General features: G+C 68.5%; 23 protein-coding genes. 8 read left to right on the top strand and 15 right to left on the bottom strand.

The annotated features are described in order from the left end of the window. Positions 1–20 precede the first annotated feature (20 nt). The 6 genes from ACP699_RS04505 to ACP699_RS04530 form a co-directional block, all read right to left on the bottom strand. Positions 21–1,490 (bottom strand): amino acid permease, encoded by a 1,470-nt coding sequence (locus tag ACP699_RS04505; protein WP_426169515.1) that lies wholly within the window; start codon positions 1,488–1,490, stop codon positions 21–23. Positions 1,491–1,566: 76 nt separating this feature from the next. Then, positions 1,567–2,937, bottom strand: coding sequence for a glutamate decarboxylase (locus tag ACP699_RS04510; protein WP_426169518.1), 1,371 nt, complete (start codon positions 2,935–2,937; stop codon positions 1,567–1,569). 199 nt (positions 2,938–3,136) lie between these two features. Beyond that, positions 3,137–5,254 carry a heavy metal translocating P-type ATPase gene (locus tag ACP699_RS04515; protein WP_426169521.1) on the bottom strand — a complete coding sequence of 706 codons (2,118 nt, stop codon included), beginning with the start codon at positions 5,252–5,254 and terminating at the stop codon, positions 3,137–3,139. Between the two features lie 165 nt (positions 5,255–5,419). Continuing rightward, on the bottom strand, positions 5,420–6,817 hold the full coding sequence (locus ACP699_RS04520; protein WP_426169524.1) for a hypothetical protein: 1,398 nt from the start codon (positions 6,815–6,817) through the stop codon (positions 5,420–5,422). A 49-nt stretch (positions 6,818–6,866) separates the two neighbouring features. After that, on the bottom strand, positions 6,867–7,208 hold the full coding sequence (locus ACP699_RS04525; RefSeq protein ID WP_055872888.1) for an SHOCT domain-containing protein: 342 nt from the start codon (positions 7,206–7,208) through the stop codon (positions 6,867–6,869). A 1-nt stretch (position 7,209) separates the two neighbouring features. Next, positions 7,210–7,644 carry a DUF6325 family protein gene (locus ACP699_RS04530; protein ID WP_055869036.1) on the bottom strand — a complete coding sequence of 145 codons (435 nt, stop codon included), beginning with the start codon at positions 7,642–7,644 and terminating at the stop codon, positions 7,210–7,212. A gap of 215 nt (positions 7,645–7,859) precedes the next feature. Here ACP699_RS04530 and ACP699_RS04535 point away from each other — a divergent pair, with 215 nt between their 5' ends. Further along, the gene (locus ACP699_RS04535) at positions 7,860–8,246 is read left to right on the top strand and encodes a PLDc N-terminal domain-containing protein (protein WP_055869037.1); all 387 of its coding nucleotides are present in this window, start codon (positions 7,860–7,862) and stop codon (positions 8,244–8,246) included. 49 nt (positions 8,247–8,295) lie between these two features. On the opposite strand, the gene ACP699_RS04540 is transcribed toward ACP699_RS04535, so the two are convergent. Continuing rightward, positions 8,296–10,752, bottom strand: coding sequence for a LuxR C-terminal-related transcriptional regulator (locus ACP699_RS04540; RefSeq protein ID WP_426169529.1), 2,457 nt, complete (start codon positions 10,750–10,752; stop codon positions 8,296–8,298). Between the two features lie 187 nt (positions 10,753–10,939). Between ACP699_RS04540 and ACP699_RS04545 the strand changes: the two genes are divergently transcribed. The 3 genes from ACP699_RS04545 to ACP699_RS04555 are packed head-to-tail and all read left to right on the top strand — an operon-like array spanning position 10,940 to position 12,863. Further along, a complete protein-coding gene (locus ACP699_RS04545; protein WP_200935137.1) occupies positions 10,940–11,410 on the top strand; it encodes a MarR family winged helix-turn-helix transcriptional regulator in 471 nt (156 codons plus the stop codon). A gap of 26 nt (positions 11,411–11,436) precedes the next feature. Continuing rightward, positions 11,437–11,859, top strand: coding sequence for an organic hydroperoxide resistance protein (locus ACP699_RS04550; RefSeq protein WP_017831045.1), 423 nt, complete (start codon positions 11,437–11,439; stop codon positions 11,857–11,859). A gap of 26 nt (positions 11,860–11,885) precedes the next feature. Then, entirely contained in the window at positions 11,886–12,863 is a 978-nt protein-coding gene (locus tag ACP699_RS04555; protein ID WP_288967781.1) for a zinc-binding dehydrogenase, read from the top strand. A gap of 73 nt (positions 12,864–12,936) precedes the next feature. On the opposite strand, the gene ACP699_RS04560 is transcribed toward ACP699_RS04555, so the two are convergent. The 5 genes from ACP699_RS04560 to ACP699_RS04580 form a co-directional block, all read right to left on the bottom strand. Beyond that, on the bottom strand, positions 12,937–13,317 hold the full coding sequence (locus ACP699_RS04560) for a hypothetical protein (RefSeq protein WP_127482540.1): 381 nt from the start codon (positions 13,315–13,317) through the stop codon (positions 12,937–12,939). 109 nt (positions 13,318–13,426) lie between these two features. After that, entirely contained in the window at positions 13,427–13,819 is a 393-nt protein-coding gene (locus ACP699_RS04565; RefSeq protein WP_426169536.1) for a DUF1304 domain-containing protein, read from the bottom strand. A gap of 73 nt (positions 13,820–13,892) precedes the next feature. After that, positions 13,893–14,783, bottom strand: coding sequence for a CPBP family intramembrane glutamic endopeptidase (locus tag ACP699_RS04570; RefSeq protein WP_302792830.1), 891 nt, complete (start codon positions 14,781–14,783; stop codon positions 13,893–13,895). Beyond that, positions 14,780–15,505: a tRNA (guanosine(46)-N7)-methyltransferase TrmB gene (gene trmB, locus ACP699_RS04575; RefSeq protein WP_055869043.1), complete on the bottom strand. Its 726-nt coding sequence runs from the start codon at positions 15,503–15,505 to the stop codon at positions 14,780–14,782. Before trmB ends, ACP699_RS04570 begins: the two co-directional genes overlap by 4 nt. Before the next feature lie 56 nt (positions 15,506–15,561). Continuing rightward, positions 15,562–16,401, bottom strand: coding sequence for a DUF3097 domain-containing protein (locus ACP699_RS04580; RefSeq protein ID WP_055869044.1), 840 nt, complete (start codon positions 16,399–16,401; stop codon positions 15,562–15,564). Between the two features lie 122 nt (positions 16,402–16,523). Here ACP699_RS04580 and ACP699_RS04585 point away from each other — a divergent pair, with 122 nt between their 5' ends. The 4 genes from ACP699_RS04585 to ACP699_RS04600 all read left to right on the top strand — a co-directional run bounded on the left by ACP699_RS04585 (position 16,524) and on the right by ACP699_RS04600 (position 20,680). Further along, positions 16,524–18,566, top strand: coding sequence for a TPM domain-containing protein (locus ACP699_RS04585; RefSeq protein ID WP_426169542.1), 2,043 nt, complete (start codon positions 16,524–16,526; stop codon positions 18,564–18,566). Between the two features lie 58 nt (positions 18,567–18,624). Further along, entirely contained in the window at positions 18,625–19,368 is a 744-nt protein-coding gene (locus ACP699_RS04590; RefSeq protein WP_055869046.1) for a PspA/IM30 family protein, read from the top strand. Between the two features lie 65 nt (positions 19,369–19,433). Next, positions 19,434–20,237: an arginase family protein gene (locus ACP699_RS04595; protein ID WP_426169546.1), complete on the top strand. Its 804-nt coding sequence runs from the start codon at positions 19,434–19,436 to the stop codon at positions 20,235–20,237. After that, complete coding sequence (locus ACP699_RS04600) at positions 20,234–20,680, top strand: hypothetical protein (protein ID WP_055869048.1); 447 nt, start codon at positions 20,234–20,236, stop codon at positions 20,678–20,680. Before ACP699_RS04595 ends, ACP699_RS04600 begins: the two co-directional genes overlap by 4 nt. An 89-nt stretch (positions 20,681–20,769) precedes the next feature. Here the strand turns inward: ACP699_RS04600 and ACP699_RS04605 are convergent, their stop codons facing one another. From ACP699_RS04605 to ACP699_RS04615, 3 genes are read right to left on the bottom strand one after another with little or no spacing between them, the layout of a single operon-like run. Next, positions 20,770–21,240: an SIP domain-containing protein gene (locus tag ACP699_RS04605; protein ID WP_055869049.1), complete on the bottom strand. Its 471-nt coding sequence runs from the start codon at positions 21,238–21,240 to the stop codon at positions 20,770–20,772. 44 nt (positions 21,241–21,284) lie between these two features. Continuing rightward, positions 21,285–22,025: a tyrosine-protein phosphatase gene (locus tag ACP699_RS04610; protein ID WP_426169551.1), complete on the bottom strand. Its 741-nt coding sequence runs from the start codon at positions 22,023–22,025 to the stop codon at positions 21,285–21,287. Next, positions 22,022–22,498 carry a carboxymuconolactone decarboxylase family protein gene (locus tag ACP699_RS04615; protein ID WP_055869051.1) on the bottom strand — a complete coding sequence of 159 codons (477 nt, stop codon included), beginning with the start codon at positions 22,496–22,498 and terminating at the stop codon, positions 22,022–22,024. The genes ACP699_RS04610 and ACP699_RS04615 overlap by 4 nt, the downstream gene beginning before the upstream one ends. Between the last annotated feature and the right edge of the window lie 100 nt (positions 22,499–22,598).

Consider the following 22,598-nt stretch of genomic DNA (forward strand, 5'->3'; position numbering starts at 1 on the left):
CACCCCCAGAGACCAGCGGCTCAGCGGTGCTTCGCCGCCGCCGACGACCCCGGCCCCGGGGGAACCGGCGCCTCAGGGTGGGCATCGCTCAGGAGACTGCCGTCAGCGGGGCGACGGTCCCACGCAGGCTTGCGCAGAGCGTAGAACAGCAGCGGAGGGCCACCGAGGATCACGATGACCGCCCCGACGATCCATGGGTACGCGGCAGGAGAGAAGGCGGTGAATCCATCGGGAGGGATGAAGGCGAGAAGGAAGGCCGCGAGACACGCCACGAATCCGACCCCCGCCACCAGCGGCAGTGCGGCCACACGATAAGCACGGTGCACCGTCGGCTCCTTGCGACGCAGCACGATAGCGGACGCGAACATGAGCATGTACATGATCAGGTACAGCGCCGCGGCCATGTCGATCAAGGCCACGAAGGCCGCGCTGACGTTGGGAACGACGATGAAGATCGCCGCGAGGATCGTGACGATCGTTCCCTGGAGCATCAGGATGCCCGACTGCACTCCGGCCTTGTTGCGCTTCTGCAGCATCGGCGGGAGCAGGCCCGTCTCCGCAGCGGCGAGCACTCCCTTGGAAGGGCCGGCGACCCAGGTGATCACCGAAGCGAGGGCACCGGCGGCGATGAGCGCCGATACGACGGCCGTCGCCCAGCCCATTCCCCAGTGGTCGAAGTAGACCCCGAATGCGAGCATGATGCCGTTGGTGAGCCCTAGTTCCTTCGACGGGACGGCGACCGAGATCGCCAACGTCGGAAGGATGAACACGAGCAGGATCAGGCCGGCCGCGAGGAACACCGAGCGTGGAAAGCCCTTCCCGGGATCCTTCATCTGGTTCACGTGCACGGCGTTGACCTCCATGCCCGCGTAGGCCAGCACATTCGACACGATCAGCACGATCGATGCCAAGCCGGTGAAGGGAGGAATGATCGCCGAGGCCTCGAGCGGCACCTGTGACTTCTCGCCGCTGAACACCCAGATCGCCCCGAACACGATCAGCAGAGCCGCCGGGAGCAGCGTACCGAGGATGCCGCCCCAGGAGCCGAGCTTGGCGAAGAGGTTGCCGCCGCGCAGCGTGACGAACGTCGCACCCCAGTAGAAGACGATGATCACCACGGCGGTGAAGAAGCCGGAGCTCGACAACGACGGGTCGACGAAGACGAAGGCGAGCGCTCCCGCGATGAAGGCGAGCTGGGTGGGGAACCAGACGACATTCTGGATCCACTGCAGCCACACCGCCGTGAAGCCCCAGCGGTTGCCGAGGGCCTCACGTACCCATACGTAGATACCGCCCTTCCATCCGGTCGCGAGCTCCGCCGCCACGAGCGCGGTCGGCACCAGGAAGACGATCGCCGGAATCAGGTACAGCATGATGCTGCCGAGGCCGTACGTCGCCATCGCCGGCAGCGAGCGCAGGCTGGCGACGACGACGAGGGTGAGCAGGGCGAGCTGTCCGACGCCGAGGATGGCGACGGCGGGCCGCGACACCTGCGTAGCGGCCGAGATCTGAGGGGCGGATTTCGGTTCGGGGGTGGCCCCCGTGTTCGAGGTGGACATCGTCGGCTCAGTGGTGGAAGGCCGACTGGGGCTTCTCGGTCGGCATCGGCGACTCGAGTGCGTCGAGGTACGCGACCTCGGTCTCGATGGCCTGGAGCAGCTCGGCAGCGAGGTCCATGCTCAGTCCGTTGCGGACCACGATGCGCTGCACCGTGATCTGCTCGAGATCAGCGGGCATCGGATACGCCGGAATCAGCCAGCCCTTCATCCGCAACCGATCCTGCAGATGGTAGAGCGTCCAGTTCTTCGTGTGCCCGTCTTTCAGACGCCAGGCGAACACCGGGATGTCGCTGCCGTCGTTCCAGAGCTCGAACGCGTCGAGTCTCGCGATGCCGGCGGAGAGGAACTTCGCGACGTCCTGCGACGCCTGCTGCACGGCGCGGTACCCCTCGAACCCCAGGCGCAGGAACAGGTAGTACTGGAGCACCACCTGCGCACCGGGTCGCGAGAAGTTCAAGGCGAACGTGGGCATCTCCCCGCCGAGATAGCTGACCTGGAACACCAGGTCCTCCGGCAGCCACTGCGCGTCGCGCCAGACCACCCATCCGAGCCCCGGGTAGACGAGACCGTACTTGTGACCCGACGTGCTGATCGAGTGCACCCGGTCGAGACGGAAGTCCCACACCAGGTCCGGCTGCAGGAACGGCGCGATCATCGCCCCTGACGCGCCATCGACATGGATGGGGATGTCGAGCCCGGAGCTCTTCTGGATCTCGTCCAGCGCCGCAGCGATCTCGGCCACGGGCTCGTACATCCCGGTGTACGTCACGCCCATGATCGCGACGACGCCGATCGTGTTCTCGTCGACGTACTTCGCCAGGTCATGCCCGTCGAGCGTCTTGTGCTCCGCACTGATCGGCACGTACCGCGGTTCGACATCGAAGTAGTTGCAGAACTTCTCCCAGCACACCTGCACCGCCGAGGACATCACGAGGTTCGGCGACGACGCGTCCTTCCCCGCGGCGCGCCTCGCCTGCTGCCACCGCCGCTTGAACGCAAGGCCGCCGAGCATGCACGCCTCGGACGAGCCGATGGTCGAGGTGCCGATGCTCTTCTCCGCATCCGGAGCGTTCCAGAGATTCGCCAGCATGTGCCAGCAGTTGTCCTCGATCGCCGCCGTCTGCGGGTACTCGTCCTTGTCGATCATGTTCTTGTCGAATGACGCCGCGTACACCTGTTTGGCGTCGTCGTCCATCCAGGTACTCACGAACGTCGCGAGGTTCAACCGCGCATTGCCGTCGAGGATCGTCTCGTCCTCCACGATCTGCTTCGCCGTATCGGGAAGAGACTCTGTCGTGGGAATAACGTGACGCGATGTGAGCGTCGCCTCCCCCGGCCTTGTGAACATCGGCTGGTCGTCGCTGGAGGGAGCACTCATGTCCGGAACCTTTCGCATCGCGTGGCTTCACGCCGGCGACACGCTCGATCCTCGTCGCTGGTCGTGTGCCGACCACTATCGCAAGCTCGTCAGCGTCGCGCCATACGACCTTCGGCCAGAAGCGACGACCTCTCATCCACCGAGGAGGCCCTTGAAGGGGGAACCGTGGCGCAATGTCGGCGACGCCCACCTCAGGCGGTCACCGATCGAGGATGGCGCGGGTCGTCACCTCCGGGCGCAGGTCCAGGCGCCGCAGCAGCTGGGCGTTGAGCGCCACGACGATGGTCGACAGCGACATCAGGACCGCTCCGACCGACATCGGCAGCACGAAGCCGATGGGTGCCAGAACGCCGGCCGCGAGTGGCACCGAGAGCAGGTTGTACCCCGCCGCCCACCACAGATTCTGCTTCATCTTGCGGTACGCGGCGCGTGAGAGTTCGATCACCGAGAGCACGGAGCGCGGGTCGTCGCCGGCGAGGATCACCCCGGCCGAGGCGATCGCGACATCGGTGCCGGCACCGATCGCCAGACCCACGTCGGCCTGCGCGAGCGCGGGTGCATCGTTGACGCCGTCACCGACCATCGCAACCTTGCGCCCCTCGTGCTGCAGCTCCTGCACCTTCGCGGCCTTGTCCTCGGGGCGCACGCCGGCGAAGACTCGGTCGATGCCGAGATCTGCCGCGACCGTCTGCGCGACGGCCTCGGCGTCGCCCGTGATCATGACGACCTGCACACCGAGTGCGTGCAGTGCGTCGACGGCCTCGTGGGACTCCGGCCGCACCTCGTCGGCGAGTTTCAACGCCCCGATGACGTGACCGTCCTGAACCACGTGCAGGATGATGGCGCCGTCCCCGCGCCACCACTCGGCGACGGCGAGCTCATCCGCGTGCTCCTCGGCGAGCAGATGCGGGCCGCCGACGCGCACAGTCGTCCCCTCGACGGTCGCCGTGACCCCGACCGCCGGTGACGACGTGAAGTCGCGGCTCTCCGGAACGGACAGGTTCTTCGCGGCGGCGGCGCGGACGATCGCCTTCGCGAGAGGGTGCTCGCTGTCAGCCTCGGCAGCGGCGGCGAGCGCCAGCACTCGATCGCCGTCGTGCTCCCCGGACACGGACACCTCGGACACGACCGGCTCACCCTTGGTGAGCGTCCCGGTCTTGTCGAACAGCACGGTGTCGACGGTGCGCATGCTCTCCAGTGCCAGGCGGTCCTTGACCAGCACTCCCCCGCGGGCCGCACGCTCGGTGGCGATCGACACGACCAGCGGAATCGCCAGCCCGAGTGCGTGCGGGCAGGCGATCACGAGCACGGTGATGGTGCGGATCACGGCCGCATCGGGCAACCCGACCAGGCTCCACACGATCGCGGTGATCGCCGCGGACCCGAGCGCGAACCAGAACAGCCACCCCGCCGCGGTGTCGGCGAGGCGCTGCGCGCGCGAGGAGGAGCTCTGCGCCTCGGTCACCAGGCGCTGGATGCCGGCGAGCGTGGTGTCGTCCCCGGTGGCGGTGATCTCGACGCGGAGCCCAGAGTCGGTGGCCACCGTGCCGGCGGTGACCTGGTCGCCGATGCCTCGCGCGACCGTGCGCGACTCCCCCGTGACCATCGACTCGTCCATGGACGCCCGGCCGTCGACGATGTGCCCATCCGCGGGCACGCTTCCGCCCGGCCGCACGACAACGACGTCGCCGACCGCGAGGTCTGCGGGTGAGACGATGACGACCTGCCCGGCTTCCACGCGCTCGGCCTCGTCCGGCAGGAGCGCGGCGAGCGAGTCGAGAGCAGAGGTGGTCTGCGCGAGCGAGCGCATCTCGATCCAGTGCCCGAGCAGCATGATCACGATGAGGAGCGCCAGCTCCCACCAGAAGTCGAGCTCATGGTGGAGGATGCCGAGACTCGCTCCCCACGACGCGAGGAAGGCCACCGTGATCGCCAGACCGATGAGCAGCATCATGCCGGGCGTACGGGCTCTGATCTCACTGACGGCCCCGACGAGGAAGGGCTTGCCGCCCCACACGTACATCACGGTTCCGAGCACGGGTGAGACCCATGCCAGGCCCGGCACGTCGGGGAGCGTGTATCCGAGGATCATCGCGAACATGCCGGAAAGCGCGACGGTCGGGACGGCGAGGACGAGCATGATCCAGAACAGCCGCCGGAACTGTGCGACGTGGTCGCCGTGGCCCCCGTGACCTGCGTGGTCCCCGTGACCCGGGTGATCGTCGTGGCCCTCGTGCGCCGCGTGCATGGGTGCGGAGCCGTCCGACTCGTGATGCGGCGCGGCGTGTGCGGTGCCCTCGTGGTGCGAAGCGCTCATTGCTCTCCTCCTCGGAAAGACGATGCCGTGCAGGCAGCGGATGGAAGCCCCGCACAGATGGAGCGGGTCGTCCCGCTCACTCCTTCGGGTCAACCGAGTACCCTCCTGGGGTATTCCCACCCGCACCTCGCCCCGACGTTCGCACCCTCAGGTGCCATCCGCCGCTCAGGGAGCCGGCGCCGTGGCGTGGGAGTCCGGCTCTGGGGTGTCGTGATCGACCGTCGCGGATTCGCCGGGCTCCTCTGTCGGGAGCTCCTCCGCCGCGGACGCGTCCGCCGTGGACGCGTCCGCCGCGCGCGGGCGCCGGAGCAGCTCGATCACGACCGCGAAGACCACGAGCCCCACGGTCACCCCGATCACCGTGCCGAACGCGACCGGCCGCGACGTGATGAGGATGAGAACCGCGACCGCGAAGGCGGCGATGAGGATCGGTCCGTGGAAGCGATCGACCGCGACGCCCAGGCGGCCGGTCGACAGCCCTCGTCGCTCCCACGTGCTCCGGATCGCGGTGAACCCGCTCTCCAGGAGGCCGCGGATGGCCACAGCGCTGCGGCTCGACCCGGCGAGCCAGGCCCACACGGCGACGAGCACTCCGACCAGGGCCAGCGCCACGATCGTCGAGCTCAGCAGCGAGGTGACCTCGTCGAACAGCGACTGGGCCGCCCCCGCCGTCATGACCGACGGACTCACCGCGCCGATGAAGAACGTCCTCCCGATTCCCATCCCCGCGGACAGGAGCAGGAAAGCGACGGCGAAGCCCACGCTGGTCCACAGGAGGGCACGCGCGCGATCTCGCGCGATCAGGATGCCGACGACGACGAGCCCGAGCAGCACCCATGGCAGCCAGAACCCCGCGGCGACCGCGATCTGGTAGACGGTGCGCACCAGGACCAGCGCGTCGGCCTGGGCGATCGGGACCGACCTGTCGATCTCGGGGATGAGTGCGGCGAATCCGACGCCACGCTCGGTCAGCACCACCTTGACCCGGTCGACGACCTGACCGAGGTCGATCGAGAGCACTCCATCGTCAGCGAGCTGCACGGCGGTGTCCGGGCTGTTCTGCAGGATCGCGACCGCGCGTTCGTGCGTGAACCGCAGCGATTGCGCCCAGATGTCGGCGAACTGATCGGATGCCACGACGTCGTGGATCACGCCGTCGACGAGGGAGGTGAGCCCGCTGGCCGCCGGGGCCTCCAGCAGGGAGAGTGCGGATGACGCGCGGGGCGGAAGGTCGAGTTCACGGATTCCGTCGAACACCTCTGCGACGATCGCACTGAAGTCCACCTGCTCCTGGATGGCGGCGCTGACCTGATCCGCGACGAAGTCCTGCACGTCGGGATCCTCGGCGAGCGGCGCGAAGGTCGCGACGAACCGATCGGCATCGACGAGCTGCAGCCGGGCCCAGGTGCCCATCGCTGCTATCGGAGCCATCAGGACCGCGAGGGCGAGCACGATCCCCGCGACGACGCTCCTCCCCACCGGCCGGCGGCGGGGCCGCTTGAGCGTCTCGTTCTCGTGCTCGAGGAGGACGACGCGGGCACGCAGGTCTTCCAGTTCACTCATTCGCTGTCCTCGTCTCGGCTGTCGTTCCGACGGCGGGCTGCCGGTCTCGTCAGCTCAGGAGCTTCTGCTTCGCCGCGGCGAACTCCGCATCGGAGAGCACGCCGGAATCCTTGAGGGATGCGAGCTGCTGCAGCTTCGCGATCAGATCGTCAGCGGCGGCGGGTGCCGCCGGAGGCGGAGACGAGTACTGGGCCGCTGCATTCTTGGCGGCGGCATCGACCTGCGCCTGCTGCTGCGCGGCCGCGTACTGCTGCTGCTCGTACTCGCCCTGCGCACGCTCCTGCTGATGCCGCGACATCGCGCCGCCGACGGCCGAAGCCGTCCCTGCGACCACTGCGGTCCTGGCAGCGAGGCCGATCAGTCCGGGGCGGCCGAATCTTCTCATGGGCATGTCATTCATCTTCCTGGTCGAGGATGTCCATCACCGCATTCACGACGGGCGCCGGCACACGCTCGCTGCGCAGCACCTGTCCGCCCGCAGCAGCGAGTTTCTGCGCGAGGGTGCGCGCGAAGGCGAGCTCGAGCACCACCAGGGCGGCGGACTGCCCTGGGGCGATCGCGGCGGCGAGCGCTTCGACGTCCTCCTCACCGGCGAGACCCGCCGCGATCGGCTCGAAGCCGTCGAGATCGAGCTTTCCGTCCTCATCGTCGAGCTCGACGATCTCGACCTCTCCGGTCGCCGACTTCGCGAGCACGACGAAGTCGAGCAGTCGCACGACGCCGCTGTCCACGAGCTCCGTCAGCGCGCGGAATGTCGCCGGATCCGGGCGCTGACCCTCGAACCCGACGAGGTAGACCTCGGCCGGGCCGAAACGGAAGTCATTCATGGGTCGTCCCTTCTCCTGGCGCACGTCGCCCGTGACTGGGATCCATGCTCGCATCGCGGTCACGGGCGAGGAGTCCGGCCTCACCCCGAGAGGATGAGTGCTCCGTCGCCGGCAGCCCGTCACGGGGTCGCCCGCTCGGGGTGAGGGACGCCCCCGCTCATCTGCTCACCCTGCCACGATCGCCCTACGCAGTAACTCGACGAAAGAGGTGCGAAGTGTCCATTTGGGAAAGCTTCTGGGACATCATCTGGTGGTTCTTCTGGGTCTTCGTGTTCGTCTCCTACCTCATGGTGCTCTTCAACATCGTCGCCGACCTGTTCCGCGATCACACGCTCAACGGCGGGTGGAAGGCCGTGTGGATCATCTTCCTCATCTTCGTCCCGTTCCTGACGGCGCTCGTCTACCTGATCGCCCGCGGCAGAGGCATGGGCGAGCGCAGCGCGTCGGCGTACCGCGAGCAGCAGCACGCCGCCGACTCGTACATCCGCAGCGTCGCCGGCTCCAGTCCCAGCGACGAGATCGACAAGGCATCCAAACTGCTCGCCGCAGGGACCATCACCGCCGACGAGTTCGCCGCCATCAAGGCGCGTGCGCTGAGCTGACCCGCATCCGCGGCGGGCAGCGAGAGCCGCATCGGCGCGCCCGTCCCGATCAGACGGTGGTGCGCACCGCCTCGCGGCGGGACGACACCCCGAGTTTGCGGTAGATCGCGCGCTGGTGGGTCTTCACCGTGTTGATCGACACCGCCAGTTCACGTGCGATCTCCTGCAACGTGCGAGCGGTCTGCAGCTGCTGGAAGACATCGTGTTCACGCCCGGAGAGGGCATCCACCAACGACCCTGCCGAGCCCTTCGCGAGACACCTGCCGATGAAGTCCTCGAACTGCGTGCCGAAGTGCACATGCTCGCCGAGCAGTTTGCGCACGGCCGTCTCGCGGGGCCCGAAGAGAAGGCGGATGTTCTCCCCCGAGGCGACGGCGACACCCGCCTCGCACAGCTCATGCGCCTGGTCGTGGTGTCCGGCCTGACGTCGGAGCAGGGCTGCCGTGAGCAGAGTCGCCGATTTCACGTAGGACACCTCCGCGAAGACGCGCGGAGCCCGCAGCATCTCCAGGGCGGTGGTGTAGTCGCCGGCGCGGCGCAGAACGCCGGCGAGGGCGACGTTGACGACGGGAAGGTCCGGGCACTGGATGTACTTGCGCGCGATCCGCATCGCTCGATCCGTTCGTCCGACGGCTTCTTCGAGCAGGGCGACCGACGATTCGCGGAACGCCGGCCAGGAGACGCCGTGCACGACCTCCAGGGGGATCTCCTGGATGCCGATCGCCGCACGACGGCAGGCGGAGACATCACCCGATTCCGCCGCCGCGTAGGCGATCATCATGCGCGCCACATTCGTGAACGAACGATCGGAGCCCCCGTTGGCGATCACGGTGCCGAACTCGCGGATCGCTTCGTCGAGCTCACCCGACCAGTACGAGACGTATCCCGCGGCCGCGGCAGCACTGCCCCCGGCGTAGGTGCTCCAGGGAAGACCGACATCCTCCGCCCCACGAACGGCGATGAGCGACCGTCGCGCCTCGATGAGATGACCGGCCCAGGTCTGCCCGAAGGCGAGATGCCCCAGCGCGCGCTTCGCCAGTTCTCGATCTCCCAGGCTCTGCGCCTCCCTGGCCGCGGCGGAGAAGTACTCGAGCGGGACCATCGGGTTGCCGCGATGCCGGATCTCGGTCCACCCGAGGAGATAGTTCAGCGCCGCGCGGTCGCCGAGATCCGTCGAGTCCGCGTCGAGGAGCATCTGCTGCACCTTCGCGCTCGCCTCCGCGACCTCTGCACGCTCGTCGGCGATGAAGAGCCGGGCGATCTGCAGCACCGCGGGCTCATCGTCGTCGCCCGATCGACCGATCATCGCCTCCGCGCGCCGGAACAGCTCACGGGCCACCCGATGATCGCCGAGCACGTCGCTCGCACACGCGCGCACCAGCAGCACCTGCGCGTCATCGGGCGTGCGTCGCAGCATCAGCATCGCTGTGCATTCGACCTCGTCGGCTCTCGCCCCCACCACCAGGCCGAGCCAATGGTGAAGGAGGGTCTCGCGTGCGGTGAGGAACTCGGACGCATGGAGGGAGTGCGTGATCGATGCCGTCGGATCCGTCGCCTGCAGCGCGGCAGCGGCGCGGCGGTGGCATCCAGCGGCGCGTTCGGCATCGATGTCCAGGATCTCGGCGCATCGCCTGGCGAAGGAGGCATGCCAGCGGTACACGACCCCGTGAGGGCCCTCGAAGCGGTCGAGGAACAATCCGAGGCGCACGCAGGTCTCGAGCAGGGCCGCCGCGTCGGGGCGTCCGGTCACCGCGGCCGCGAGCGCAGGGGTCAGCTCGCTGCAGACGCTCGCCTCGAGAACGAAGTCGGCGACCTCAGGAGGGAGCGTCGCGAGCACGTGCTCCCGCACGTAGTTGCCCAGGAAGCCGGCGGCGCTCTGTGCGCGCTGGTCGGGCCTCGCTCCGCCGATCATCATCAGTCTGACCGCGATCGGCCACCCCTGGGTCTCCTCGAAGATGGTCTGCGCCGAGAGGCCGTCCGTCTCCCCGTCGAGCAGCAGCCGCACTTCCTCTTCCGTGAAGCTGAGCGTGTCCGCGCCGACGAAGGAATCCGGATGCGTCACGCGGTGCCGGGAGAGGGTCACCTCGAGCAATGTCGTCCCCACCAGCACGATCCGCAGGCTGTCCGGCGCCTGCTCGGCTAGCATCCCCAGAAGTCCCGCACGCCAGTCCTCCCCTGCGCGCTGAGCATCGTCGACGATCAGGTGCACGCGCTCGTCCGCATCCTCCAGAACTCTGCAGATCTCCTGGTACGCCCGGTGCGGGTCGTCCAGATCCCGGTCCAGGTCCAGGCGACGCCCCGAGCGCTCCGCGCCCCGGATCAGCGCGTTCACCACGCCCTGGGTCAGCCGCGACGGGTCGGAGTCGAAAGCGTTGAGCCCGAGCCACGCCACGTGTTCGAGCCCTGCCGCCCACTCGGCCACCGAGGTCGTCTTCCCGAATCCGCTGGGGGCACTGATCACGGTCAGCGGGTCTCTGGCGACGGCCTCCGAGATCACCGCGCTCACCCGATCGCGTCGAAGGGCACCCGGTTGGGGTGCCGGCGACCGGAATCGCACCGTGGGTCCCGGCCTCGTCGAGCGTACGGGGTGCGACATGGCACCAAAGCTAGTGCTGTGCCGGATGCACCTTCAAGGGCATCCTCGCGCGTTCAATCGAGTTGTGCACAATTGAATCGTATGCAATGCTTTACTCATGCCCGTGACCGATGAGATGGTGTGCTTCTCCCTCTACTCCGCTGCGCGCGCCACCACGCAGGCGTACCGGGCTCTGCTCGCCCCCTGGGGGCTGACGTATCCGCAGTATCTGGTCCTCGCCATCCTGTGGCACGAGGGCGATCAGACGATCGGTTCGCTCGGAGACGCCATGCAACTCGACTCCGGGACCCTCTCGCCCCTGGTACGCCGCCTCGAGCAGGCGGGCCTGGTTGCGAAGACGCGCAGCCCCCAGGACGAGCGCGTCGTCACGGTGCAGCTCACCTCCGCAGGCCAGGCGCTCCGCGGGGACCTCGCGAAGATCCCTGCCCAGATCGCGCAGCTCTCCGGCATCCGCGACGACGCGCACCGCCGCCGGCTCATCGCAGAACTCCACGAACTCACCGCTCTGCTGCAGAGCGGTGTCTCGACACCGGCCGCCGGCGCCACCGCGCTGCGCGCCGGCGAATGACCACCCTCCCGGAAGGAAACCCCTCAATGGAAGCCCTCTACACCGCAGAAGCCCTCGCCACCGGCGCCGGCCGCAACGGACACGTCGCCACGAACGACGGTCGCGTCGAGTTCGATCTCGCCATCCCCAAGGAGATGGGCGGCAGCGGCGACGGGGCCAACCCCGAGCAGCTCTTCGCGGCCGGATATGCCGCATGCTTCCACTCCGCTCTGCAGTCCGTCGCGCGGGCGCAGAAGATCAAGATCGACCACAGTTCGGTCGGCGCGCGCGTGCAGATCGGGTCGAACGGCGCCGGCGGCTTCGGCCTCGCGGTCGAACTCGAGGTGGTCATCCCCGAGCTCGCGCACGATCAGGCCCAGGCACTCGCCGACGCCGCACACCAGGTCTGCCCGTACTCGAACGCGACGCGCGGCAACATCGACGTCACGATCACCGTGTCGGACGACTGATCAACGGAAGGAAAGGAAACCACATCATGCGTGCACTCATCCATTCCCGATTCGGCGAAGCCGAAGACGTCCTCGCGGTCGAGGAGCGTCCCGTTCCGGAGCCCGCAGCAGGGCAGGTCCGCCTGCGCATCGTCCTCTCCCCCATCCACAACCACGACCTGTGGACCGTGCGCGGCACCTATGGGTTCAAGCCCGAGCTGCCTGCGGCCTCCGGTACCGAGGCCCTGGGCATCGTCGACGCCCTCGGTGAGGGCGTCGAGCACCTCGCGGTCGGACAGCGCGTCGCGACCGGCGGCACCTTCGGCGCCTGGGCCGAGTACATCGTGGCGAACGCCGCCGGACTCATCCCCGTGCCCGATTCCCTCTCCGACGAGAGCGCGGCCCAGCTCGTCTCGATGCCGTTCAGCACGATCAGCCTGCTGCAGTTCCTCGACGTCAACGAGGGCGACTGGATCGTGCAGAACGCGGCGAACGGCGCTGTCGGTCGCATGCTCGCGCAGCTCGGCGCCGCGCGCGGCGTGCACGTGCTCGGGCTCGTGCGCCGCGCGGAGGGTGTCGAGGAGCTGCGTGCCCAGGGCATCGACAACGTCATCTCGACCGATCAGGACGACTGGCGCGAGCAGGCTGCGCGCCTGACCGGCGGCGCGCCGATCGTCGCCGGTGTCGATTCCGTGGGCGGCTCGGCCTCCGGCGACGTGCTCTCGCTCCTCAGCGAAGGCGGCACGCTCGTCGCGTTCGGGGCGATGAACTCCCCCGTCATGGAGATCGCCTCCTCCGATGTGATCTTCAAGCAGGCCATCGTCAAGGGCTTCTGGGGCAGCAAGGTCATCCAGCAGCTCGACGCCGCCACGCGCGGGGCCCTGTTCGGCGAGCTCATCCAGCGCGTCACCGATGGGACGCTGACCCTCCCCGTCGCCGGCGTGTTCGACGCCGCCGATATCGCCGATGCCGTGCGTCTCAGCATGACGCCCGGCCGCGTGGGCAAGGTGCTGCTGCAGTTCTGATCGATCTGCCGCTTCGAAAGGGTCGTCCGCACACGGGCGGCCCTTTCGAAGCGCCGCCCTGCGGCGGCCGCGCTCAGTTGAGTTCGTCCGCCTCGGCGATCCTGTCGAGACGATCGACCAACAGGTATCCCGCGCCCTCCATCGCTGACGCCGCGTAGACCACGACACCTATCAGGATCACCGCGAACACGATGATCCCGGCGATGTTGCGGCGACGGGTGATGGTGATCACGAGCGCCGTCGCCGCGCCGCCGATCGCCACTGTCTGCCCGGCGATAGTGGCACACGCCATGCGGATCGCCGATTCGACGGTCAACGGGCCATAACTGTTGAGCAGTACCGCGAGCAGCACAGGTATGACGACCACGCTCAACACGAGGATCACCCGTCGGCGGGACCACCACGGCACGGGCCGGGCGAGAACCGGTGCGGTCTCCAGCGACAGTGTGCTCATCCCGTCACCATAGTGAGGGCGCTCCCAGGAGTCGAGTTCCCGCCGCCACGCCCCAATCGCGCGATCGGGTTGTGACCTCTCCCGCGACTGATTGCGACCCCAGCAGAGCTCAACCGATGGCGACGGCGATGGCCGTGGCGATGATCGCGAGCAGCGGAAGGGTTCCCTGCATCGCGGCGGCGCGGACCTTGGTGGAGTCCGACAGGACGAGCACCAGAGCAGCGGCGACCATCATGCCGGTGCCGGCGAACACGAGGGTCAGACCCACAGTCGCGAAGCCGACGATCGTCAGACCGATTCCGAGCAGCGCGGTCAGCGCGAGGAACAGGTTGTAGATGCCCTGGTTGAACGCGAGCGCCTTCATCGTCACGGCATCCGCCTCGCTGGCGACGCCGAAGATCTTCCTCGTCTCGGGCTCGGTCCACTTCAGCGACTCGAGCGCGAAGATGAACACGTGGAACGCGGCGGCAGCCGCGGCGAGGACCAGACCGACGATGAGCATACGGCGATTGTCCCGCGCCGGGGTGCCGCACACCAAACGCCCCCGGGCACCCGGCGCGTCTCGATGTGCCGTTCTAGACCAGGAAGATCGACAGCAGTCCCGGGTTGTGCGCGTGCACCAGAACGGCGAAGACCACGGCGTCGAAGAGCAGGTGCACGGTGACGACGTAGGCGAGCGAGTGCGTGCGGAGGAAGATGTAGCCCTGCAGCAGGGCGAACGGAATGGTCAGCAGTGGTCCCCACTCGCGGTAGCCCAGTTCCCACAGGAACGAGACGAAGACGATCGCCTGCAGCAGGTTCGCGACGAGATCCGGGAAGTGGCGCCGCAGCAGAGCGAACACCGTGCAGATGAAGAACAGCTCATCCCAGATGCCGACAGCACCCACGCCGACGAAGAGCCTCGCGATGAGATCGGGCGTGTCGACCACCGGCCAGTTCTGGTACACGCCGCTGGTGATGAAGTAGAAGGGCAGGATCAGCCACCCGAGCACCAGCACCGCCACGAGCCAGCCCCACTGCAGCCGGCCCCAGCGCTTACGGGTCCGCCAGGGGAAGCTGATCGCGCGGTCTCGATAGACGAACCGAGAGATCAGGTACGGCACCGCGACCGCCCCACCCAGTGCGAGGGTGAATCGCAGCATCGCGAGATTGTCGAGCTCTGCGGCCAACGGGATGATGCTCACGATCAGAAGGCCGATCGCGATCAGGGAGAGATCCCTCGTGAGAGACGGGGGCCGGTGCAGGCCGATCGCCCTCGCGCTCTCCCGGCGCGAACCCACGCTCACGACCTGGTCCTCGGGATGCCGACCCCGCTCGATCAGAGCGGCCACGGCGATGCCAGCCGCGAGCAGCGTCCAGCCGAGCCAGGGGATCTCCAGCACGAAGAACGCCGGAGCCGCGGCGCACACGAGCAGCGCCGGCACGAAGCTCCACCGCTGCCTCGTGTCGCGCCGCACGTCGGTCATGTGCGCGTCCTGCGCCGATAGACGAGGTCGCGGATGTCCCGCCCCTTGGCGATGCCCTTGCGCTCGAACGCGGTCATCACCCGACCGTCGAAGCGATCTGCCCATTCTCCGTCGAACGCGCGCTCGAACGACGGCTCGGCATCGAGCACGTCGCGCATCTGCAGCGCATAGTCCTCCCAGTCCGTCGCGAGCCGCAGCAGTCCGCCGTCACGCAGTGCCCTCGCGGCGGTGTCGCCGAATCCGGGCCGCACCAGACGGCGCTTGGTGTGCTTCTTCTTGTGCCACGGGTCGGGGAAGAAGATCCACACCTCACGCGCGGCCGCCTCGGGCAGGAACGAGGAGAGCACCTCGGGTGCGTTGGCCTCGACCACGCGCAGGTTCCGAGCGCCCTCGCGATCGGCATCGAGCATGGTCCGTGCGAGTCCGGCGCGGAACACCTCGACGGCGAGGAAGTCGTCATCCGGGCGCGACGAGGCCGCCGCCACGATCGCATGCCCCTGCCCCGAGCCGATCTCGACATAGAGATCCGCCGAGCGTCCGTACTCGGTCGCGGGGTCCAAGCGCGCCTCGGGGTGCACTGAGGTCCAGGCGACATCGCGCGGCACGTCGAGCAGATAGTGCGGGCCGAGCTCGGTGAAGGCGCGCTCCTGCGCGTCGGACATCCGGCCGCTGCGGCGCACGAACGAGACCGGCTCGTCTCGGAAGGTACGGGGTTCGGGCATGTTTCCAGGGTAGCCGCCGGCGTCGTGGCCTCCGGTGCCGCGGCGACCGCGGCGTCTCAGACCGCCGGTGCCGTGACGAAGTCGATGAGCTCCTCCACACGGCCCAGCAGCGCCGGTTCGAGGTCTCGATACGTCGTGACCTTGGAGAGGATGTGCTGCCAGGCGCGGGCGATGTCGGCCTGTGTCTCGTGAGGCCAGCCGAACGCGCGGCAGATTCCGACCTTCCACTCGATGCCGCGCGGGATCTCCGGCCACTTCGCGATGCCGAGAGCTCGCGGCGTCACGCACTGCCAGACGTCGACGAAAGGATGCCCGACGATGCGGAGATGGCGTCCGTGCGGGCCGCGCGCGACGGCGTCGGCGATCCTCGACTCCTTCGAGCCCGCGACGAGGTGATCGACGAGGACGCCGTAGCGTCGCGTCGCACTGGGCGGCTCGGCGGCCAGCAGATCATCCAGCAGATCCACGCCCTGGAGGAACTCGACGACCACTCCCTCGACCCGCAGGTCGGCGCCCCACACCTTCTCGACGAGTTCGGCATCGTGCTTGCCCTCGACGAGGATCCGACTGGGCAGGGCCACGCGGGCGCGCTGGTCGGCGACGACGAAGGAACCGGATGCCGTCCTGCGAGGTCCCTGCTCCTTCGCTGCGGGGACGACCAGCCGGACAGGTGCGCCGTCGATGAGGAACCCCCCGCCGAGGGGGAACAGGCGCCGGCGCCCGAGGCGGTCCTCCAGCTCGACGTTGCCGCCCTGCACTCGGGTGACCGCACCGCAGAAGCCGTCGTCGGCGACCTCGACCACGAGATCCGCCTCCGCCGCGACCTGTGGCACCTTCTTCGCGCCGCGGTCGCGCCAGCCCGTCGCCAGCACATCCGAACCGTACATGTCGTCCATGCCTCCCAGCGTATGTGTCTGCGCTGAGGGCGAACGGCGAACCCGCCGTGAGTGCTGTCGCGTGTCGGACGGAGTGCATAGACTCAAGGCATGGGGCTCGGCTGCCGGTCGGAGGGAACACGATGACGAAACGGTGGCTCGCGCTGGCCGCACTCACCCTCGCTGCGGTCGCCGGGGCGTTCACCGCCTCCGCGGCATCCGCCACCGATCCGGTCACGCTCGACGCCGGCTACGTCACCGACCAGGCCGGAGTGCTGAGCGCCGACGAAGAAGCCACCGTCGAGGCCAGGCTCCAGGAGCTGACCGACAACTCGAACGCCGATCTGTTCGTCGTCCTCGTCGACGACTTCACCAATCCCACCGACAACGTGCAGTGGGCCGACACGGTCGCGCAGAACAACAACCTCGGCACCGAGCAGTATCTCCTCGCGATCGCCGTCGACGGGCGCAGCTACTACATCTCCGCTGCGCCCGACGGTCCGGTGAGCTTCGGCCAGCTCGACAGCATCGAAGACAAGATGGTCCCCTTCGCCGCAGACGGCGACTGGGTCGGAGCGATCACCCTCGCCGCCGACGAGATCCAGGGAGACGGGGGCGCCGGCGCACTGCGCATCGGACTGATCGTGGTCGCCATCATCGCGGTGGCGCTTCTTCTCTGGCTCGTCATCGCCCTGGTGCGCCGCGCACGCCGCAGGGCCGAGATCCGCGAGCGCGGAGCCATGCCGGAGACGCCCGACCCCGCCGATCCCTTCTCCACCCTCACCGACCAGCAGGTCGAGACGCAGGCTGGACTCGCGCTGGTGCAGGCCGACGACGCCATCACCTCCAGTAGAGAGGAACTCGGCTTCGCCGTCGCGCAGTTCGGTGAAGGAGCGACCGAGGAGTTCACGCGCGTCGTCGACGCCGCGAAGGCGAAGATCTCCGAGGCCTTCGACCTCAAGCAGAAGCTCGACGACGAGATCGAGGACACGATCCACGACCGCAGGGCGTGGCACATCCGCATCATCCGGATCGCAGACGAGATCGACGACATCCTCGACGACAACACGGCGGCCTTCGACGCCCTCCGCAAGCTGGAGCAGAACGCCCCGCAGGAACTCGAGCGGGTCCGCGGTGAGCGCGCAGCCCTCGACCCCGTCCTCGCTTCGGCAGCTCCGGCTCTCGCCGCGCTGTCGACGACCTACGCCCCGGCGGCACTCGCGATGGTCGCAGACAACCCCGCCCAAGCCCGCGAACGCGCCGATCTCGCGGATCGGTCGATCGAGGCGGCCGCGGCGGCGATCGCGGCCGGGCGCTCGGGCGAGGCGGCCTTCGCCATCCGCACGGCCGAGCAATCCGTCGCGCAGGCCGCGCAGCTCGCACAGGCTGTCTCGACGCTGGGGGCCGAGCTCTCCACGATCGAAGCGCAGTCCCAGGCGCTCGTCGCCGAGCTGCAGGCAGACCTCGCGGCAGCGCAGCAGCTTCCCGACCCCTCGGGCACGATCGCCGCAGCGGCCTCCGCGACCGCGCAGCAGCTTCAGGTGGCGCAGACCGAGCTCGCCGGTTCCGCGCGCAATCCGCAGCGTGTGCTCGAGGCGCTCAGCGCGGCCAACGCACAGATCGACGCGGCGATCGCGCAGGGTCGGGAAAGCGTCGAACGCGCCCGCCGTGTGCAGCAGATGCTGGAGCAGACCCTCGCGCAGGCGAACTCCGAGATCCGTGCCGCTCGCGAGTTCATCGAGACCCGTCGTGGGACCGTCGGCTCCACCGCACGCACGCGTCTCGCCAACGCCGAGGCGAGTCTGTCGCAGGCGCTGAATCTGCGAGCCACCGACCCGAACGCCGCGCTGGCGGAAGCGAATCGTGCGCTCGCTCTGGCGGGACAGGCAACGTCCGCGGCGCAGTCCGACGTGCAGTCCTACAACCCTCCCGGCTTCGACCAGGGCGGCTTCGGCGGCCCCTTCGGCGGTTCCGGATCGTCGTCGGGCGGTTCGGGGATCGGCGGCGACATCCTCGGCGGCATCATCGGCGGCCTGCTCGCCGGAGGAGGCGGAGGCTCCTCTCGTCGAGGAAGCAGCAGCGGCTGGCGCTCCTCGGGAGGGGGAGGCTTCCGCAGCTCCGGTTTCGGAGGCGGAGGCTCGCGCAGCAGCGGCCGCAGCGGCCGATCGGGAGGTAGACGCTTCTGATCCCCTACACAGACACTTACGACAAGCTCTCGAAGACGCCCTCTGAAAGGAACCACGCATGACCAAGCAGTCCATCTTCGGACGTATCTCGACCCTCGTCCGCGCGAACATCAACTCCCTGCTGGACTCTGCGGAAGACCCGCAGAAGATGATCGACCAGCTCGTTCGCGACTACACGAACAGCATCGCCGACGCCGAGTCCGCGATCGCGGAGACCATCGGCAACCTGCGCCTGCTCGAGCGCGACCACGAGGAAGACGTCCAGGCTTCGACCGAGTGGGGCAACAAGGCCCTCGCCGCCAGCCGCAAGGCCGATGAGATGCGTGCGAGCGGCAACACCGCCGACGCCGACAAGTTCGACAACCTGGCCAAGATCGCTCTCCAGCGTCAGATCAGCGCCGAGCGCGAGGCCACGGGCGCCGAGCCGCAGATCGCGGCCCAGACCGAGATCGTCGACAAGCTCAAGAGCGGCCTGAACGGCATGAAGGACAAGCTGGTCGAGCTCAAGAACAAGCGCAGCGAACTCCTCGCCCGCGCCAAGGTCGCCGAGGCGCAGACCAAGGTGCAGGACGCGGTCGGCTCGATCAACGTGCTCGACCCCACCAGTGAGCTGGGCCGTTTCGAGGACAAGGTCCGCCGCCAGGAGGCCATCGCACAGGGCAAGATCGAGCTCGCAGCGTCGAGCCTCGACGCCCAGTTCGAGAGCCTGGAAGACCTCGGCGAGCTGACCGAGGTCGAGGCGCGCCTCGCCGAGCTCAAGGCCGGCAGCACCGCTCCCCGCCAGGCCATCGAAGGCAACTGACACGACCGGCGGATGCCCCGAGCTGCGTGCCCGGGGCATCCGCCCTCTCTTCTTCGGAGGCACCCATGGTGCGATTCCTCGTCATCCCGCAGTGGCAGGGCTCGCCCGCACCGCGCGCGATGCTGCTCACAGACGGCGCCTCGGCGATCTCCGGTGATCTCCCCCGGGCTGCCACGACCGTGCTCGACGTGCCGGTCGAGGCCGGCGAATCCCTGGGCACCGGAGTCCGCCGCCTGAGTGCGCTTCTCCGCACCCGCGAACTCGTCCACGGGCACATCGACTCCGACACCGTCGTGATCGGTGGTGATTGCAGCGTCACCGTCGCCGCCCTCGATGCACTGCCCGGGGGCACCGAGGGCCTTGCCGTGGTGTGGTGCGATGCGCACGCCGACATGCACACCCCCGAGACCTCGCCGTCCGGTGCGTTCTCGGGCATGGCGCTGCGCGCTCTGCTCGGCGAGGGAGAGGATCAGCTCGTGCTCACGCCCGCGATCCCTGCGAGCCGCGTGATCACGGTCGGGATCCGCAATCTCGATGACGAGGAGGTCGACCAGATCGCCCCTCTCACCAACCTCTCGGTCGACGACCTCGCCCGCCCGGAGGCGCTGCTCGACGCGGTCCGCGCGACCGGGGTTTCACGCGTGTGGGTGCACATCGATGTCGATGTGCTGGACCCCTCCGACTTCGCCGGCGTCTCGTCCTCGGTGCCCTTCGGGCTCTCCCCCGCAGCGCTCAGCACCGCCATCCGCGCCCTGCGCACCGAGGTGCCGCTCGCAGGCGCGACCATCGCCGGGTTCGCACCCCGCTCTCCGGCCGATGCCGTCGACGACCTCGGTGCACTGCTGCGGCTGGTCGGAGCGGTGGCGTGACCGCCGGTGCCGACTGGCGAACGCGAGCCGATGAGATCCTCGCTCGTGGACGACGATTCGACCGCCGCATCCCGTCCTTCCTGCTGCGCTCTCCGGTGAGCAGGCTCGGCTACCTCTGGGGCACGGCCGTCGGCTGGGTGTGGGGATCCCTGTGGAGCACCGGCCCCGTCGAGCGGCGTGCCGGACTGTGGATCTTCCAGGGCATGCCGAGCTGGACCTTCAACCGCGGAGGAGTGTGCGTCGGCGGCTGCTTCCTGACCGGTGACAGCCGTCCCAGCGAGGCGGTGCTCCGTCACGAGGCTGTGCACAAGGCGCAGTGGCTCCGCTACGGCTTCCTGATGCCCGTTCTCTACCTGTTCGCCGGCCGAGACCCGCTGCGCAACCGCTTCGAGATCGAAGCGGGGCTGGAGGACGGAAACTACGTGCGACGCACGCGCCGATAGATTGGCAGTCCGCGAGACGCACCGCAGCTCACAGCACCGCGCTCAGGAGGACCATCGCTGCGCGCGAACGCGGACCGGCAGAGGCCCTGTCAGTGTTCGACGGGCAGCAGGCCGAAGCGCTCGGGAGCATGGATGAGCGCCGGCGAGATCTCCAACGACGTCGTCAGGTGCTCGACGATGTCCGCCGTGCCCAGGTAGCCGCCCAGCAGGGTGACGTGGGTCTCGATCTCGTCGTCGCACATCATCTCGTCGGCCCACGCACAGGTCGCGCGCGCCAGCGCCTGGCCCGGTGCGCATGCACGACCGCTTCCGGGGGCACCCGATCGCTGCTCTCGCGCCAGCCATGTCACCGTCATGCGGCCAGGGGCCTCGATGAAGCCGATATCGGCGACCTCGGGCACCTCGATGAAGATGCGGCCGGACGCGCACAGCGGCAACGTCGTCAGGAACACCTCGAGCTCGGTCAGCGAGCGCTCGTCCGCCGTCACCAGGTGGTGGGAACGCCGACGGGCTGCGCGACGTTCGGCGCGCGTGCCGCGAGTCTCGAGCGAGGTGTTCATGGTGTCTTCATCGTACACCAAGTGAAGGCTTCCCTAACCTTGCATCAGCTGGGCAGCGACGAGGTCGACGGCTCCGACGCATCCTCCACGAGTGCCGCCGACAGCGCGGCCAGCTCTGCGTCGGTCATCCCCTGCGCGCGCAGGTATCCGGCAGCAGACCCCCACCGTTCGTCCACCTGCTCCAGCAGGCGCCGCATCACCGGCGCCGGAGACTGGGTGGCGAGCGCCACCGCGTGCACGGCTTCCGGGTGCTGGGTGCGAAGGTAGTCGGCGATCCGCTGCGAACGCTGAGTCGGGAGCTGGGACTCCGTGAGCGCATAGTCGGCGATCACGGCCTCCCGATCGGCGCCGACGGCGGAGAGGGCGAGGGCGACGGTGACCCCCGTGCGGTCCTTGCCGACCGTGCAGTGCACCAGCGTGCGCTCCCCCGCGGCGATGATGCGGATGGCGTCCGCGAGCCGTTCCCCGCTCTCCTCGAGGAGATGCAGATACAGGTCGTCGAGGCTGGTGTCGGCTTCGAAGAAGGATCGCACCGACCCCAGGAACAGCGGCAGGTGCGTGGTGTCAGGCCCCTCGATCTCCGAGGGCTCCGCTGCGACCTCTTCGCCGTCACGCAGATCCACGATGTGCTGGACACGGGCCCGCAGCGCGGCGGCACCCGAGGTGGTCGCCCCGGAGAGTTGCCCTGCTCGCAGCAGAGCGCCAGAGCGGATGCGCCCGCCGTTCGCCGGCATGCCCCCGACATCCCTGACGTTGAAGACCCCTTCGATCTCGAGGATGGTCATGCCTGGGCCTGCGGGGCGCGAACGGGAACCGGGTATCGTCCGGCGATCACGATGCGGTTGAACGCATTGATGGATACGCACGCCCAGCTGAGCGCCGCGTACTCCTTCTCGGTGAACACGCTTCCGACCTGGTCGTACACCTCATCGGAGATCCCGTCCTCGGCGATGAACGTGAAGGCTTCGGCGAGCTCGAGCGCAGCGCGCTCGCGATCGCTGAACACGCCACTCTCTCGCCAGGTGGGAATCTGCGTGAGGGTGTCGATGTCGACTCCGGCCGCCACCGCCCTGTCGACATGGATCCGCGCACAGTAGGCACAGCCGTTGAGCTGCGAGCAGTGGATCATGACGAGCTCCTTGAGGCGCTCGTCGATGCCGTTGGCCGCGCAGATCTGCCCCACGGTCTTCGAGAATGCGTCAAGCGCCTGGTACGCGGCCGGTTCGGTCTTGGACAGGTGCACACGCGTCTCACTCATGACTCCATGATATTCGGCGTCTCACAGCGGGCCCCGACCGGAGCCATCCACCACTGAAATGCACTACGACAAGAACATCTTGTCAACAGTGGACATATTG

Source organism: Microbacterium sp. DWRC1-3, assembly GCF_049896645.1.
GTDB lineage: Bacteria > Actinomycetota > Actinomycetes > Actinomycetales > Microbacteriaceae > Microbacterium > Microbacterium maritypicum.

Coding starts and splice junctions, on each gene's coding strand:
- ACP699_RS04510 (WP_426169518.1), bottom strand. CDS start 2,937: ATGAGTGCTCCCTCCAGCGACGACCAGCCGATGTTCACAAGGCCGGGG.
- ACP699_RS04515 (WP_426169521.1), bottom strand. CDS start 5,254: ATGAGCGCTTCGCACCACGAGGGCACCGCACACGCCGCGCCGCATCAC.
- ACP699_RS04520 (WP_426169524.1), bottom strand. CDS start 6,817: ATGAGTGAACTGGAAGACCTGCGTGCCCGCGTCGTCCTCCTCGAGCAC.
- ACP699_RS04525 (WP_055872888.1), bottom strand. CDS start 7,208: ATGCCCATGAGAAGATTCGGCCGCCCCGGACTGATCGGCCTCGCTGCC.
- ACP699_RS04530 (WP_055869036.1), bottom strand. CDS start 7,644: ATGAATGACTTCCGTTTCGGCCCGGCCGAGGTCTACCTCGTCGGGTTC.
- ACP699_RS04545 (WP_200935137.1), top strand. CDS start 10,940: ATGCCCGTGACCGATGAGATGGTGTGCTTCTCCCTCTACTCCGCTGCG.
- ACP699_RS04550 (WP_017831045.1), top strand. CDS start 11,437: ATGGAAGCCCTCTACACCGCAGAAGCCCTCGCCACCGGCGCCGGCCGC.
- ACP699_RS04555 (WP_288967781.1), top strand. CDS start 11,886: ATGCGTGCACTCATCCATTCCCGATTCGGCGAAGCCGAAGACGTCCTC.
- ACP699_RS04560 (WP_127482540.1), bottom strand. CDS start 13,317: ATGAGCACACTGTCGCTGGAGACCGCACCGGTTCTCGCCCGGCCCGTG.
- ACP699_RS04565 (WP_426169536.1), bottom strand. CDS start 13,819: ATGCTCATCGTCGGTCTGGTCCTCGCCGCGGCTGCCGCCGCGTTCCAC.
- ACP699_RS04570 (WP_302792830.1), bottom strand. CDS start 14,783: ATGACCGACGTGCGGCGCGACACGAGGCAGCGGTGGAGCTTCGTGCCG.
- trmB (WP_055869043.1), bottom strand. CDS start 15,505: ATGCCCGAACCCCGTACCTTCCGAGACGAGCCGGTCTCGTTCGTGCGC.
- ACP699_RS04580 (WP_055869044.1), bottom strand. CDS start 16,401: ATGGACGACATGTACGGTTCGGATGTGCTGGCGACGGGCTGGCGCGAC.
- ACP699_RS04585 (WP_426169542.1), top strand. CDS start 16,524: ATGACGAAACGGTGGCTCGCGCTGGCCGCACTCACCCTCGCTGCGGTC.
- ACP699_RS04590 (WP_055869046.1), top strand. CDS start 18,625: ATGACCAAGCAGTCCATCTTCGGACGTATCTCGACCCTCGTCCGCGCG.
- ACP699_RS04595 (WP_426169546.1), top strand. CDS start 19,434: ATGGTGCGATTCCTCGTCATCCCGCAGTGGCAGGGCTCGCCCGCACCG.
- ACP699_RS04605 (WP_055869049.1), bottom strand. CDS start 21,240: ATGAACACCTCGCTCGAGACTCGCGGCACGCGCGCCGAACGTCGCGCA.
- ACP699_RS04610 (WP_426169551.1), bottom strand. CDS start 22,025: ATGACCATCCTCGAGATCGAAGGGGTCTTCAACGTCAGGGATGTCGGG.
- ACP699_RS04615 (WP_055869051.1), bottom strand. CDS start 22,498: ATGAGTGAGACGCGTGTGCACCTGTCCAAGACCGAACCGGCCGCGTAC.